This window comes from Pantoea rodasii (assembly GCF_002095465.1).
GTDB lineage: Bacteria > Pseudomonadota > Gammaproteobacteria > Enterobacterales > Enterobacteriaceae > Pantoea > Pantoea rodasii.
Map to the genome: position 1 here is coordinate 451180 of NZ_MLFP01000086.1, position 13953 is coordinate 465132.

General features: G+C 54.3%; 11 protein-coding genes and 2 pseudogenes. 8 read left to right on the top strand and 5 right to left on the bottom strand.

From position 1 onward, the window contains the following. The first annotated feature begins 57 nt into the window (after positions 1-57). The 4 genes and pseudogenes from HA45_RS25470 (at position 58) to ruvB (ending at position 3082) form a co-directional block, all read left to right on the top strand. The gene (locus HA45_RS25470) at positions 58-801 is read left to right on the top strand and encodes a YebC/PmpR family DNA-binding transcriptional regulator (protein ID WP_100700745.1); all 744 of its coding nucleotides are present in this window, start codon (positions 58-60) and stop codon (positions 799-801) included. 37 nt (positions 802-838) lie between these two features. Beyond that, complete coding sequence (gene ruvC, locus HA45_RS25475) at positions 839-1366, top strand: crossover junction endodeoxyribonuclease RuvC (protein WP_100700744.1); 528 nt, start codon at positions 839-841, stop codon at positions 1364-1366. An 89-nt stretch (positions 1367-1455) separates the two neighbouring features. Continuing rightward, positions 1456-2069 (top strand): annotated as a pseudogene (ruvA, locus tag HA45_RS25480) (Holliday junction branch migration protein RuvA). Positions 2070-2077: 8 nt separating this feature from the next. After that, a complete protein-coding gene (gene ruvB / locus HA45_RS25485; RefSeq protein ID WP_100700742.1) occupies positions 2078-3082 on the top strand; it encodes a Holliday junction branch migration DNA helicase RuvB in 1005 nt (334 codons plus the stop codon). 8 nt (positions 3083-3090) lie between these two features. Here ruvB and znuB read toward each other — a convergent pair whose 3' ends face one another. Both znuB and znuC read right to left on the bottom strand, forming a co-directional pair. After that, on the bottom strand, positions 3091-3876 hold the full coding sequence (znuB, locus tag HA45_RS25490; protein WP_100700741.1) for a zinc ABC transporter permease subunit ZnuB: 786 nt from the start codon (positions 3874-3876) through the stop codon (positions 3091-3093). After that, positions 3873-4628 (bottom strand): zinc ABC transporter ATP-binding protein ZnuC, encoded by a 756-nt coding sequence (znuC, locus tag HA45_RS25495; RefSeq protein WP_100701352.1) that lies wholly within the window; start codon positions 4626-4628, stop codon positions 3873-3875. The genes znuB and znuC overlap by 4 nt, the downstream gene beginning before the upstream one ends. A gap of 77 nt (positions 4629-4705) precedes the next feature. Between znuC and znuA the strand changes: the two genes are divergently transcribed. The 3 genes from znuA (at position 4706) to lpxM (ending at position 8122) form a co-directional block, all read left to right on the top strand. Then, entirely contained in the window at positions 4706-5677 is a 972-nt protein-coding gene (znuA, locus tag HA45_RS25500; RefSeq protein WP_100700740.1) for a zinc ABC transporter substrate-binding protein ZnuA, read from the top strand. Between the two features lie 14 nt (positions 5678-5691). Beyond that, a complete protein-coding gene (mepM, locus tag HA45_RS25505; RefSeq protein WP_100700739.1) occupies positions 5692-7020 on the top strand; it encodes a murein DD-endopeptidase MepM in 1329 nt (442 codons plus the stop codon). Positions 7021-7147: 127 nt separating this feature from the next. After that, positions 7148-8122: a lauroyl-Kdo(2)-lipid IV(A) myristoyltransferase gene (lpxM, locus tag HA45_RS25510; protein ID WP_100700738.1), complete on the top strand. Its 975-nt coding sequence runs from the start codon at positions 7148-7150 to the stop codon at positions 8120-8122. Positions 8123-8187: 65 nt separating this feature from the next. Here the strand turns inward: lpxM and HA45_RS25515 are convergent, their stop codons facing one another. From HA45_RS25515 to HA45_RS25525, 3 genes and pseudogenes are all read right to left on the bottom strand, one after another. After that, positions 8188-9423, bottom strand: coding sequence for an MFS transporter (locus HA45_RS25515; RefSeq protein WP_100700737.1), 1236 nt, complete (start codon positions 9421-9423; stop codon positions 8188-8190). Positions 9424-9515: 92 nt separating this feature from the next. After that, complete coding sequence (pyk, locus tag HA45_RS25520) at positions 9516-10958, bottom strand: pyruvate kinase (protein ID WP_100700736.1); 1443 nt, start codon at positions 10956-10958, stop codon at positions 9516-9518. Positions 10959-11090: 132 nt separating this feature from the next. Beyond that, positions 11091-11935: pseudogene (locus HA45_RS25525) on the bottom strand (MurR/RpiR family transcriptional regulator). Between the two features lie 374 nt (positions 11936-12309). Between HA45_RS25525 and zwf the strand changes: the two are divergent. Next, positions 12310-13785 carry a glucose-6-phosphate dehydrogenase gene (gene zwf, locus HA45_RS25530; protein ID WP_100700734.1) on the top strand — a complete coding sequence of 492 codons (1476 nt, stop codon included), beginning with the start codon at positions 12310-12312 and terminating at the stop codon, positions 13783-13785. Positions 13786-13953: the final 168 nt, after the last annotated feature.

Genomic DNA, 13953 nt, shown 5'->3' on the forward strand with positions numbered 1-13953 from the left:
ATCGAGATCGCAAGTAAGATAGCTCGTGCGAAATAAAAGATCGGAGAAACAGTAAAGATGGCTGGACACAGTAAGTGGGCGAACACCAAGCACCGCAAGGCGGCGCAGGACGCTAAGCGCGGCAAAATCTTCACCAAAATCATTCGTGAGCTGGTGACCGCCGCAAAACTGGGTGGCGGCGATGCCAACTCCAACCCGCGTCTGCGTGCTGCAATGGACAAAGCCCTGTCCAACAACATGACCCGTGACACCATGAACCGTGCGATTGCACGCGGCGTGGGCGGCGAAGATGATTCCAACATGGAAACCATCATCTATGAAGGTTACGGTCCTGGCGGCTCAGCCGTGATGATCGAGTGTCTGAGTGACAACCGTAACCGTACCGTGGGCGAAGTGCGTCATGCCTTCACTAAAACGGGCGGCAACCTCGGCACTGATGGTTCGGTGGCTTACCTGTTCAGCAAGAAGGGTGTGATCTCCTTTGCGCCGGGACAGGATGAAGATGCTTTGATGGAAGCGGCGCTGGAAGCGGGTGCTGAAGACATCGTGAGCTACGACGATGGCGCGATTGATGTGTTCACCGCGTGGGAAGAGATGGGTGCAGTGCGTGATGCGCTAGAAGCCGGTGGACTGAAAGCGGACAGCGCTGAAGTCGCCATGATCCCATCAACCAAAGCGGAAATGGATGCGGAAACCGCACCGAAACTGCTGCGTCTGATTGATATGCTGGAAGACTGCGACGACGTGCAGGAAGTTTACCATAACGGTGAAATTTCTGATGAGGTCGCGGAAACGCTGTAATGGCGTTGATCGTATTGCCACAAACTGGAGACGCGCTATGGCGATAATTCTCGGGATCGACCCCGGCTCGCGCGTCACCGGTTACGGTGTGATTCGTCAGGTCGGCCGCCAGCTGAGTTACTTAGGCAGCGGCTGTATCCGCACCAATGTCACCGATTTGCCCTCACGCCTCAAACTGATTTACGCCGGTGTTACCGAAATCATCACCCAATTCTCGCCCGATTATTTTGCTATCGAGCAGGTCTTTATGGCCAAGAATGCGGACTCCGCGTTGAAGCTGGGGCAGGCGCGTGGTGCAGCGATTGTTGCCGCCGTGAACCTCGATTTGCCGGTATTTGAATACGCTGCGCGCCAGGTTAAACAAACGGTCACCGGCACCGGTGGGGCGGAGAAGAGTCAGGTTCAGCATATGGTGCGAACCTTGCTGAAATTGCCCGCGAATCCCCAGGCGGATGCCGCCGATGCCCTGGCCATCGCCATTACCCATTGCCACTTGAGCCAAAATGCGTCGCGGATAAGTGAGAGCAAACTGGTGATGACGCGTGGTCGGTTACGATCGGGCTAAGACGAACCCTAACAATGAAAGCTGGATATTCATCCAGCTTTTTTTATGGTATATAAACTGGCTAACTTACAGATTAAGGAACTGCTCAGGTGATTGGTCGTTTACGAGGCAACATTCTGGAAAAACAGCCGCCGCTGGTGTTAATTGAGGCGCACGGTGTCGGTTATGAAGTACATATGCCAATGACCTGCTTTTATGAGCTGCCGGAGATCAATCAGGAAGCGATTATCTTCACCCAATTTGTAGTGCGTGAAGATGCGCAGCTGTTGTTTGGTTTTAACAATAAGCAAGAGCGCGCACTGTTTCGTGAGCTGATCAAAGTGAATGGCGTGGGGCCAAAACTGGCGCTGGCCATTCTTTCTGGCATGTCGGCGCAGCAGTTTGTCACGGCGGTCGAACGTGAAGAGATCGTCTCACTGATCAAGCTGCCTGGCGTGGGTAAAAAACCGCCGAGCGTTTGGTGGTCGAGATGAAAGACCGCTTCAAAGGCATGCACGGCGATCTGTTTGGTGGTGATTCTACCTTTACGCTGACCACGCCTTCCGAAACGCCAGACAGCAACGATGCTGAAGCAGAGGCCGCTGCGGCACTGGTGGCGCTGGGTTATAAACCGCAGGAAGCCAGTCGGATGATTAGCAAAGTCGGTAAACCGGATGCAGATTGCGAAACCCTGATTCGTGAAGCACTGCGCGCAGCTATTTGAGGTAATGCATGATTGAAGCCGATCGCCTGGTGTCGGGTGGCTCTGTAATTGAAGAAGAGAGCCTCGACCGCGCCATTCGTCCTAAGCTGCTGGCAGAGTATGTGGGCCAGCCGCAGGTGCGTGAGCAGATGGAAATCTTCATCAAAGCGGCACAGCTGCGCGGTGATGCGCTCGACCATCTGCTGATTTTCGGCCCGCCGGGACTGGGTAAAACCACATTGGCTAACATTGTTGCCAATGAGATGGGCGTCAATCTGCGTACCACGTCGGGTCCGGTGCTGGAAAAGGCAGGCGATCTGGCGGCGATGTTGACTAACCTTGAGCCGCACGATGTGCTGTTTATCGATGAGATCCATCGTCTGTCGCCCGTGGTGGAAGAAGTGCTGTATCCGGCGATGGAAGATTATCAGCTGGATATCATGATTGGTGAAGGCCCCGCCGCGCGCTCTATCAAGCTCGATTTACCGCCGTTCACCCTGATTGGTGCCACCACGCGTGCCGGTTCGCTGACCTCGCCGCTGCGTGACCGCTTTGGTATTGTGCAACGTCTTGAGTTCTATAACGTGCCGGATCTACAACATATCGTTAGTCGCAGCGCGGCCTGTTTAGGTCTGCCGCTGAGTGACGAAGGTGCATTAGAAGTGGCGCGTCGTGCACGTGGTACTCCGCGTATCGCGAACCGCTTATTACGCCGTGTGCGTGATTTCGCCGAAGTGCGAGCTAACGGTGTGATGAGTGGTGAAGTCTCTGCCAGCGCACTGGATATGCTCAACGTCGATCATCAGGGCTTTGACTATATGGACCGCAAGTTACTGCTGGCGATTATCGATAAGTTCTCAGGTGGCCCAGTGGGGCTGGATAACCTGGCTGCGGCGATTGGAGAAGAGCGGGAAACCATCGAAGATGTGATTGAACCCTACCTCATTCAGCAGGGATTCATTCAACGCACCCCGCGCGGCCGCATGGCCACGCAGCATGCTTACAAGCATTTCGGTATAAGTCGCGAAGTGTAAAACCGGCGTTACGCCGCCGGTTTCTTCGCCATGCTGAGGATAAACAGCACGGCGGCACAGAGCACCACCGAAGGACCGGCTGGCGTGTCGTAAGTGGCGGAGAAGGTTAACCCGCCGGTGACAGCCAGAATCCCGATGATGACCGCATAACCGGCCATCTGTTCCGGCGAACGCGAGAAGCGTCGCGCCGTGGCTGCCGGGATGATCAGCAATGACGTGATGATCAGCGCGCCGACAAACTTCATGGCCACGCCAATCGTCAACGCCGTTACCAGCATCAGCATCAATCGCGTACGCTGAATATTGACGCCATCAACCTGCGCCAGTTCCGGACTGATGGTCATCGAAAGCAGTGAACGCCACTGCCACGCCATCACCGCCAGCACGATTGCTACACCAGCGCCCATCAGCCATAAATCATCCGGCGTCACCGCCAGCAGATCGCCAAACAGGTACGCCATCAGGTCAACGCGCACGCCCTGCATCAAGCTCACCACCACCAGGCCCAACGACAGCGCGCTGTGCGCCATAATACCGAGTAGAGTATCTATCGCCAGATGCGGACGACGTTCCAGCCACACTAACCCCAGCGCCAGACACACCGTCACCAGAATCACCGCGTAATAGGGATTCACATTCAACAGCAGACCGAAAGCCACGCCGAGCAGAGAAGCATGCGCCAGGGTATCGCCGAAATAAGACATCCGGCGCCAGACCACAAACGAGCCAAGTGGACCGGCCGCCAGCGCCAGCAAAACGCCACCGAGCCAGCCAGGTAACAACAATTCAATCATGACGGGCCATTTCCTTTGCGCAGAACAATACGTCCCTGTAAATCGTGACGATGGTTATGATTATGGCGATAGATAGCCAATTGCTGTGCGCCGCGCGGGCCGAACATGGCAATGAATTCGGGATGCTGCGACACCGCTTCCGGCGTGCCGGAACAGCAGATGTGATGGTTGAGGCACAGCACTTCATCGGTCTTGGCCATCACCAGATGCAGATCGTGAGAAACCATCAACACGCCGCAGTTAAGTTCGCTGCGAAGCTGGTCAATCAGATCATACAGCGCCACCTGGCCGTTGACGTCGACGCCTTGTGTCGGCTCATCCAGCACCAGTAACTGCGGTTGATTGAGCAGGGCACGAGCCAGCAACACGCGCTGGGTTTCACCACCCGAGAGTTTTTGCAACGGAGCCTGCATCAGATGACCCGCCTGCACACGCTTCAAAGCAGGCAGAATGGCATCCCGCTTGCTGCCCTGCGTCAAACGCATGAACCGCTCAACGGTAATCGGCAAGGTCGGATCGATATGCAGTTTTTGCGGCACATAGCCGATGCGCAGGCCGGGCGTACGCGTGACGGTGCCGCTGGTGGGCGCGAGTAAACCCAGCACCGTGCGGACCAGCGTCGATTTGCCTGCGCCGTTCGGCCCAAGCAGCGTGAGAATTTTTCCTGGCTCTAGCGACAGGCTGATGCCTGCCAGCACGGGGCGCTGGGAGAACTTCACTGAAATGTTTTCAAGTGTAACAAGTGACGACATATTATTTACAGGTTGCATTGAATTTCGAATGTTATAATATCACATTCCATCAACGGGTCACGATGGAATGACGCATTATGTTACACATTAAGCAGCGCCTCGCTTTCACTCTTCCTGCTGTCGCATTGGCAGCCACCTGCGCAACGCCCGCGCACTCAGCCGTAGTGGCTTCAATCAAACCGATCGGATTTATCGCAGCGGCGATTGCCGATGGCGTTACTCCGGTGGAAGTATTGTTGCCTGATGGCGCTTCAGAACACGATTATGCTTTGCGTCCATCGGATGTAAAACGTATTAAAAACGCGGACTTAGTGGTGTGGGTAGGCCCAGAAATGGAAGCCTTTCTGACCAAGTCTGCCGCCGATTTACCGGAGACCAAAAACCTCGAAATCGCCGCAATGCCAGGCGTCAAACCGCTGTTGATTCGCGGCGGTGAAGAGGAAGAAGAACATGAGCATGGTCACGATCATGACCATGGTGCAGAAAAGTCTGAAGACCATGATGCAGGTGATGATCATCACCATCACGGCGAGTTTAATATGCACCTGTGGATGTCCCCAGAGATTGCGCGCCAATCTGCGGTTGCAATCCACGGAAAATTATTGGAACTTATGCCGCAAAGCAGAGCCAAACTTGACGCTAACCTGCAGCAGTTTGAGGCAGAATTAGCCAATGCTGATAAGCATATTGGCGCGCAGCTTGCCCCGGTTAAGAACAAGGGTTATTTCGTTTTTCACGATGCGTATAGCTACTTTGAAAAACACTACGGTTTGTCCCCTGCTGGACACTTTACCGTCAACCCTGAGATCCAACCGGGCGCCCAGCGTTTACATCAAATACGAACACAGTTGGTTGAGCAGAAAGCCGTATGCGTTTTCGCTGAACCACAATTCAGGCCGGCCGTCATCGATGCCGTGTCTCGCGGAACCAGCGTGCGAAAAGGCACCCTCGATCCGTTGGGCATGGGAATCAGCTTAACCAAAGATAGCTATGTGAAGTTCCTCTCACAGTTATCGAGCCAGTATGCGAGCTGCCTGAATGGAGCATAGAGGAATAAGTAAAAGTGCAGCAGATAGCCCGCTCTGTCGCCCTCGCATTTAATAATTTGCCGCGCCCCCACCGCGTAATGCTGGGTTCATTAACTGTTGTAACATTGGCCGTCGCGGTTTGGCGGCCCTATGTTTACCATCCTCATGACGTTGCCCCCATCGTGAAAGACATCACGCTGGACAAAAACGAACTGCGTACGCTGTTGCCAGAAGCCAGTGAGCCGATCGATCAGACTACGGTGGAACCGGAAGAAGAGATTCCGGCTGATGACATCGATAAAGATGTTCAGGACAACCCGAACGTCCACGATTACACCATTTCTTCAGGTGACACCCTCGGTAGCGCGCTCAACCAATACGGTATCGACCTGGGTGATATCAATGCACTGGTGAGCAGCGATAAAGACTTCCGCAATCTGCGGGTGGGTCAGCAGCTCAGCTGGACGCTGGATGCCGATGGACAACTGCAGAACTTTACCTGGGAAGTGGATCGCCGCGAAACCCGTACTTATGCGCGTCAGCCAAATGGCAGCTTCAAGATGCAGCAGGAGATGCAAAAGGGTGAGTGGCAGAACAGTGTGCTGAAAGGTGAAGTGCGCGGTAGTTTTGGCGCCAGTGCTCAGCGTGCCGGATTATCCAGTGCTGAAACCAGCAATGTGATCAAAGCGATGCAGTGGCAGATGGATTTCCGCAAACTGCGTGCCGGTGATGATTTCAGCGTGTTGATGTCCCGTGAAATGCTGGATGGCAAAAGTGCACAAAGCCAACTGCTGGGTGTGCATCTGCGTACCGGCGGCAAAGATTATTACGCCTTCCGCGCGGAAGATGGCAAATTCTACGATCGCAGTGGCTCTGGCCTGGCGCGTGGCTTTATGCGTTTTCCGACCGTGAAGCAGTATCGCGTCTCCTCTAATTTCAATCCACGTCGCCTTAATCCGGTGACCGGACGTATCGCGCCGCACAAAGGTGTCGATTTCGCACTGCCAATCGGTACGCCAGTGCTTGCCGTTGGTGATGGTGAAGTGGTGATGGCTAAGAATGGTGGCGCGGCCGGTAACTACGTCGCGATTCGTCACGGTCGCCAGTATATGACCCGCTACATGCACCTGAGCAAAGCGCTGGTCAAGCCGGGACAGAAAGTGAAGCGTGGTGACCGTATTGCGTTGTCAGGCAACACTGGGCGTTCTACCGGCCCACATTTGCATTATGAAGTGTGGATCAACAATCAGGCGGTTAACCCACTGACGGCGAAACTGCCGCGGATGGAAGGTCTGACGGGTAAAGATCGCAGTGATTACCTCACCAATGTGAAGAGCTATCTGCCGCAGCTGGCATTGAAATAGCGCCTTTCTGTAGGCCGTAACGAAAAAACCGACGATTTATTCGTCGGTTTTTTGCTATCTGACGCATGATGATTGCAAAATTAACTCCCGTCACTATCATTGTCCCGTCATTGTCAGAGGCGAGTGCATGGAAACCCGAAAGAAAAATAACAGTGAATTTATCCCCGTTTTTCAACGTTCTTTTTTAAAACCGAAATACTGGGGCAACTGGCTGGCGATTGGTGCGCTGGCGGGTATGGCGCTGCTGCCTGCCAAAGTACGCGATCCGATTCTGGGCGGATTGGGGCGGTTTGCCGGCAAGCTGGCAAAAAGTGCGCGTCGTCGTGCGCTGATCAATCTTTACTATTGCCTGCCGGAGTTAAGTGAAGAGCAGCGCGAAGAGATTGCTGATCGTATGTTTGCCACCGCGCCGCAGGCGATGGTGATGATGGCCGAATTGGGTATGCGTGACCCTGCGCGCGTGCGTCAGCGCGTGGACTGGCACGGTCGTGAAATCATTGAAGCTTTACAGGCTAACCAGGAGAACGTGATCTTCCTGGTGCCGCACGGCTGGGGCGTGGATATTCCGGCGATGTTGCTCGCTTCGGAAGGGCAGAAGATGGCTGCCATGTTCCATAATCAGAGCGATCCGCTGCTGGATTACGTGTGGAACACCGTGCGTCGTCGCTTTGGCGGACGTATGCATGCGCGCAATGATGGCATTAAACCGTTTATCGCCTCGGTGCGTCAGGGTTATTACGGCTACTACCTGCCGGACCAGGATCATGGCCCGGAACACAGTGAGTTTGTGGATTTCTTTGCCACCTACAAAGCCACATTGCCTGCGGTGGGGCGTTTGATGAAGGTGTGTCGTGCGCGCGTGGTGCCGTTATTCCCGGTGTATAACAGTGATACGCATCGTCTGGATATCTATGTGCATCCACCGATGGATGATTTACTGGATGCTGACGACAACACGCTAGCGCGTCGAATGAATGAAGAAGTCGAGGTGTTTGTCCGACCACATCCGGAGCAATACACCTGGATTTTGAAGCTGTTGAAAACGCGCAAAGAAGGGGATATTGAACCCTATTCGCGTGACGAACTCTATCCGCGCAAATAGCCTTATCCGCAATCAATGGCGCCGCTACCGAGTGTTGAATATTGTCCACTCGGTAGCGACGAGTTTTACTCTACCGCTTCAACATGACTGCGTCGTTTACGCTCACGCAGGAACAGCGTTACCAATCCAAACCACAGCACACCCGCCGCAAAGTTGATGCCGCTGAACCACGGCGTGCCGCCACTGAAGTAGCCTGCCTTTGCCAATTCAATACCGATGGCCAGCGTCAGAATGCTGATCATCCCCAGCATAGCCGCTACGCTGCCTTTGCCTTCATTGCTGGAATACAGGGTCAGACGATATAAACCTGCATTGACCATACCCGCGCCAAAGGCGTACAGGCTCAATCCTGCGGTCAGCAACAGATAGGTATGGCTATCCAGCAGGTTAGCCAGCAGCGAAATGCTCAGTCCCAGCAGAATCGGCCAGGCAGCAAATTTCACCGGCTGTTCAATCGGTACGCGTCCCGCCAGTTTGCCCAGCGTGAGATTACCGGCAATCATCGCGAGGAATACCGGCAGCTGCAGCAGCGCATACTCCATGCGGGACAATCCTTCATCGTGCATCAGGATCACGGGCGACAGCGCTACCCAGGTGAGGATCGGAATAAACACCAAACCAATGGCAAAGGATCCGTACATTACCTGACGATCGCGTGCCAGACGGCCATAGGCGCGCGCCAGATTGGGCAGGGCGATGGAGTGGCTCCGATCGCCTGCGGTTTCCGGCATGATGCGCCACAACACGACAAAAGACACCACGCTGCAAATCGCAAACAGCCAGAACATACTGCGCCATTCACCGACGGTTAACCACGCAGCCCCCGCCAGCGGACCAGCCAAAGGTGCTAACAGCGCCACGTTGGCCATCAGCGCCATCATGCGCACGGCCAGCGCTTCATCAAAGGCTTCCTGCACCGCGGCATAACTCACCGCGCCGATAAAGCACAGGCTGATCCCCTGGATAAAGCGCAGCGTCACAAACTGTTCGATACTGCTCACCCAGGTGGTCAGAATACAGGCAGCGGCAAAGAACAGGATGCCGAACAGCAGAACCGGACGGCGGCCATATTTATCGGAGAGCGGGCCGAGCAGCCATTGCAGCACCACGCCGCCCATCAGATAAGCCGTAAGAGAAGTCGATACCCATTCCGGGCCGACGTTGAATTCAGACGTCACCAACAACATGCCGGGCTGAATCATGTCATGGGCGATATAAGTTGCGAATTCAAACAGCACCAGTGCGAGCGGGAACAGCAGCACGCGCCCGGTGAGATGAGTAATAGGCTGATAGCGGGCCATCTGGCCTCCTTGTCAGAGAAAAATAAAACGCGACTGCCAGGCAGTCGCGTTTGTCCATGTTGTTACAGCCGCTGTCAGTGGTGCGTGAGCGTTTAGTCTACGCGCAGAACACGGCTGGTGTTGGTGGTGCCAGTGGTCGCCATCACGTCGCCCTGGGTGACAATCACCAGGTCGCCAGAAACGAGGAAACCTTTGTCACGCAGCAGGTTAACGGCATCATGCGCGGCGGCAACGCCATCATTGTTGCTGTCGAAGAACACCGGCGTCACACCACGGAACAGCGCGGTCAGATTCAATGTACGTTCGTGACGTGACATGGCGAAGATCGGCAGGCCTGAAGTGATACGTGAAGTCATCAGCGCGGTACGGCCCGATTCGGTCATGGTGATGATGGCAGAAACACCCTGCAGGTGGTTGGCGGCATACATCGCGGACATCGCAATCGCTTCTTCTACGTTGTCGAACTGCACTTCAAGACGGTGCTTAGACACGTTAACGCTGGGGATTTTTTCCGCGCCAAGGCACACTTTCGCCATGGCAGAAACCGTTTCGGCCGGATATTGGCCAGCAGCGGTTTCAGCTGACAGCATCACAGCATCGGTGCCATCCAGCACGGCGTTCGCCACGTCCATCACTTCGGCACGGGTAGGCATCGGGTTGGTGATCATCGATTCCATCATCTGCGTCGCAGTGATGATGGTGCGGTTCAACTGACGTGCACGACGAATCAGTGCTTTCTGGATACCGACCAGTTCTGGATCGCCAATCTCAACGCCGAGGTCGCCACGCGCCACCATCACCACGTCAGAGGCCAGAATGATATCATCCATGGCTTCCTGAGACGCAACGGCTTCCGCACGTTCAACTTTGGCTACCAGTTTGGCATCACAACCGGCATCGCGCGCCAGACGGCGAGCATAGTTCATGTCCTCGCCATTGCGCGGGAAGGAGACGGCCAGATAATCCACGCCGATTTTCGCCGCAGTGACGATATCCACTTTATCTTTTTCAGTCAGCGCTTCAGCCGACAAACCGCCGCCGAGTTTGTTAATGCCTTTGTTGTTAGAGAGCGGGCCACCAACGGTCACTTCGGTGAACACTTTCACGCCCTGAACTTCCAGCACTTTCAACTGCACACGGCCATCATCCAGCAGCAGGATATCGCCCGGCACCACGTCTTCTGGCAGGCCTTTGTAGTCGATACCGACTTTCTCTTTATCGCCTTCGCCTTTGCTCATATCCGCATCCAGCAGGAAGCGATCGCCAACGTTCAGGAAGACTTTGCCTTCTTTGAAGGTCGATACACGAATTTTTGGGCCTTGCAGGTCACCCAGAATAGCCACATGGCGGCCAAGTTTTGCCGCGATCTCACGCACTTTGTTCGCGCGCAGCTGGTGGTCTTCTGCGGTGCCGTGAGAGAAGTTGAGTCGCACAACGTTAGCGCCCGCCGCGATGATTTTTTCGAGGTTATTGTCGCGATCGGTGGCTGGGCCGAGGGTAGTAACGATCTTGGTTCTTCTGAGACGTCTTGACATGAAGGACTCCGTTGACAAAGGTTCGTGTCACTCTCAAGGGGACACGGTGTAATCGCATATTCTATATGATCGATGGGCTGTGATTCGACTCACATTGTGAATGTGATGTTAATTATTTTACAGTGCATTGTTTTATTGCACTCGCTTTTCTAAGCGCGAATCTTTAAGCGCCTCTTTCACCCGCTTAAGATTCTCTCGGAAAGCGGCGCCACGCTCAAGGGTAAAACCCGTTGCCAGAACATCAACCACGGTGAGTTGCGCCAGGCGGGAGACCATCGGCAGGTAGATATCGGTATCCTCAGGCACATCCAGCGTGATAGCGAGAGTGGCTTCTGCCGCCAAAGGTGAACCCGGAGAGGTGATAGCCAGCACTGTGGAAGCGTTTACACGCGCCAGGCGAGCCAGTTCTATCATATTTTTGGTGCGCCCAGTATGTGATATGAGAACAAAAACGTCATTTGGTCCACTATTTATGCAACTCATGCGCTGGATCACAATATCCTCCGACCAGATGACCGGCAGATTAAAACGCAGGAATTTATTCGTGGCATCGTGCGCCACCACCGCCGAGGCGCCAAGGCCAAAAAGGCGATTTTGTTGGCCTGTGTCAACGCCTGAACCGCCTGATCAATCACCTGCATATCCAGCTGTTGGCGAACGCGGCTCAATCCCGCCAGCGCGGAATCAAAAATTTTGTGGCTGTAGCTCTCGACGCTGTCATTTTCTTCCACGTCGCGGCTGACCCAGTTTGGGCTTTTCGCCAGACTTTGTGCGAGGCGCAGTTTGAAATCGGGAAAACCCCGCGTGCCCATGCGGTGACAAAAGCGATTCACCGTGGGCTCACTGACATCGGCGGCACGCGCCAGCGTGGCAATGCTGGAATGCATGGCCTGTTGCGGAGCGGCGAGGATTTGCTCGGCCACTTTACGTTCTGATTTACTCAGCGCATCAAGCTGCGCCTGAATCTGTTCCAGCATGTTGTTAACCTGATGAGCCTTAATCACTTACATCACGACCATCATTTGATGAAATCGCTGCCATTTCTCAAGAATATACCGTGTAATACGCCCTCGCACGCAGCAGCGGACAAATGTAAACGCGATTTTTTTGTCATACTTTGATCGTTGCCGGGTTTTATCCTGACAAACATCGAAACAGAAAAAGCGCATCAAGCGCACACCACAACACACCTTTGTTCGCCATCATGTTCAAAGTAATGGCTAATGCCACACCGCGTCTGGGTTGTTCCGATGCGGGGAAAAAAGTACATTGTGCTGTAAGAAAATTACAATAAGGACCCGGGATGATGAGGACGCTCAAACCGGGTATATCCTGCAACGAGGAGAGGAAAATGGCGGTAACACAAACAGCCCAGGCATGCGATCTGGTTATTTTCGGTGCCAAAGGCGATCTTGCACGCCGGAAACTGTTGCCTTCACTGTATCAGCTGGAGAAAGCCGGTCAGATTCACGACACCACACGCATCATCGGCGTGGGGCGTGCGGATTGGGACAAAGACGCTTACACCAAAGTGGTGCGTGAAGCGCTGGAAACCTTCATGAAAGAGAAGATCGATGAAGCGCTGTGGGACAAACTCAGCAGCCGTCTCGACTTCTGTAACCTCGACGTGACCGACACCTCGCATTTCACCAAACTGGGCAAGATGCTTGACCAGAAAGATCGTGTCACCATTAACTACTTCGCCATGCCACCAAGCACCTTTGGTGCTATCTGTGATGGTCTGGGCGCAGCCAAGCTGAATGCTAAACCGGCGCGCGTAGTGATGGAGAAGCCACTCGGCACCTCATTAGCGACCTCGCAAGAGATCAATGACAGCGTCGGCAAGTACTTCGAAGAAAGCCAGGTGTTCCGTATCGACCACTATCTCGGTAAAGAGACGGTGTTGAACCTGTTGGCGCTGCGTTTTGCTAACTCGATCTTCGTCAATAACTGGGATAACCGCACCATCGATCACGTGCAGATCACCGTGGCAGAAGAGGTGGGTATCGAAGGCCGTTGGGGTTACTTCGATAAAGCCGGCCAGATGCGCGACATGATCCAGAATCACCTGTTGCAGATTCTGACTATGATCGCCATGTCACCGCCTTCCGACCTGAGTGCCGATGCAATCCGTGATGAGAAAGTGAAGGTGCTGCGTTCATTGCGCCGTATCGACCAGACCAACGTGCGTGAGAAAACCGTGCGTGGCCAGTACACCGCGGGCTTCGTGCAGGGCAAAAAAGTACCGGGCTACCTGGAAGAAGAGGGCGCGAACAAGCAGAGCGCCATCGAGAGCTTCGTGGCGATCCGTGTCGATATCGATAACTGGCGTTGGGCGGGCGTGCCGTTCTACCTGCGCACCGGTAAGCGCTTGCCGACCAAATGCTCTGAGGTTGTGGTGTACTTCAAGAACCCAGAGATGAACCTGTTCAAAGATTCTTACGCTGAACTGCCGCAGAACAAGCTGACCATTCGCTTGCAGCCGGACGAAGGTGTGGATATCGAGATCCTGAACAAAGTGCCAGGTCTGGATCACAAGCACAAACTGCAGACCACCAAGCTGGATCTAAGCTACTCCGAGACTTTCAACCAGTCGCATCTGGCCGATGCTTACGAGCGTCTGCTGCTGGAAACCATGCGCGGCATTCAGGCACTGTTTGTGCGTCGTGACGAAGTGGAAGCCGCCTGGGGTTGGGTCGATTCTATTATCGATGCGTGGAACGCCGATGCGGAAGCGCCTAAGCCATACCAGGCCGGTACCTGGGGCCCGGTAGCTTCCGTCGCGATGATTACGCGCGATGGCCGTTCGTGGAATGAGTTTGAATAAGCCTTAACATCGAAGCCCGCCAGAAATGAGCGGGCTTTTTTGTGCCCAAAATTCATTTTTCTTAAAATTGAACCAGAGTTTCAATAATTTTTGATATCCGATGGACGCCGCTCCAGCCAATCTTGTATGGTAGAGCCCAAACATTGACGGCCGGATGTAAGTCGGGCT

Bases quoted from the DNA above. Each gene is read 5' to 3' on its own strand.
- HA45_RS25470 (WP_100700745.1), top strand. From the start codon at position 58: ATGGCTGGACACAGTAAGTGGGCGAACACCAAGCACCGCAAGGCGGCG.
- ruvC (WP_100700744.1), top strand. From the start codon at position 839: ATGGCGATAATTCTCGGGATCGACCCCGGCTCGCGCGTCACCGGTTAC.
- ruvB (WP_100700742.1), top strand. From the start codon at position 2,078: ATGATTGAAGCCGATCGCCTGGTGTCGGGTGGCTCTGTAATTGAAGAA.
- znuB (WP_100700741.1), bottom strand. From the start codon at position 3,876: ATGATTGAATTGTTGTTACCTGGCTGGCTCGGTGGCGTTTTGCTGGCG.
- znuC (WP_100701352.1), bottom strand. From the start codon at position 4,628: ATGTCGTCACTTGTTACACTTGAAAACATTTCAGTGAAGTTCTCCCAG.
- znuA (WP_100700740.1), top strand. From the start codon at position 4,706: ATGTTACACATTAAGCAGCGCCTCGCTTTCACTCTTCCTGCTGTCGCA.
- lpxM (WP_100700738.1), top strand. From the start codon at position 7,148: ATGGAAACCCGAAAGAAAAATAACAGTGAATTTATCCCCGTTTTTCAA.
- HA45_RS25515 (WP_100700737.1), bottom strand. From the start codon at position 9,423: ATGGCCCGCTATCAGCCTATTACTCATCTCACCGGGCGCGTGCTGCTG.
- pyk (WP_100700736.1), bottom strand. From the start codon at position 10,958: ATGTCAAGACGTCTCAGAAGAACCAAGATCGTTACTACCCTCGGCCCA.
- zwf (WP_100700734.1), top strand. From the start codon at position 12,310: ATGGCGGTAACACAAACAGCCCAGGCATGCGATCTGGTTATTTTCGGT.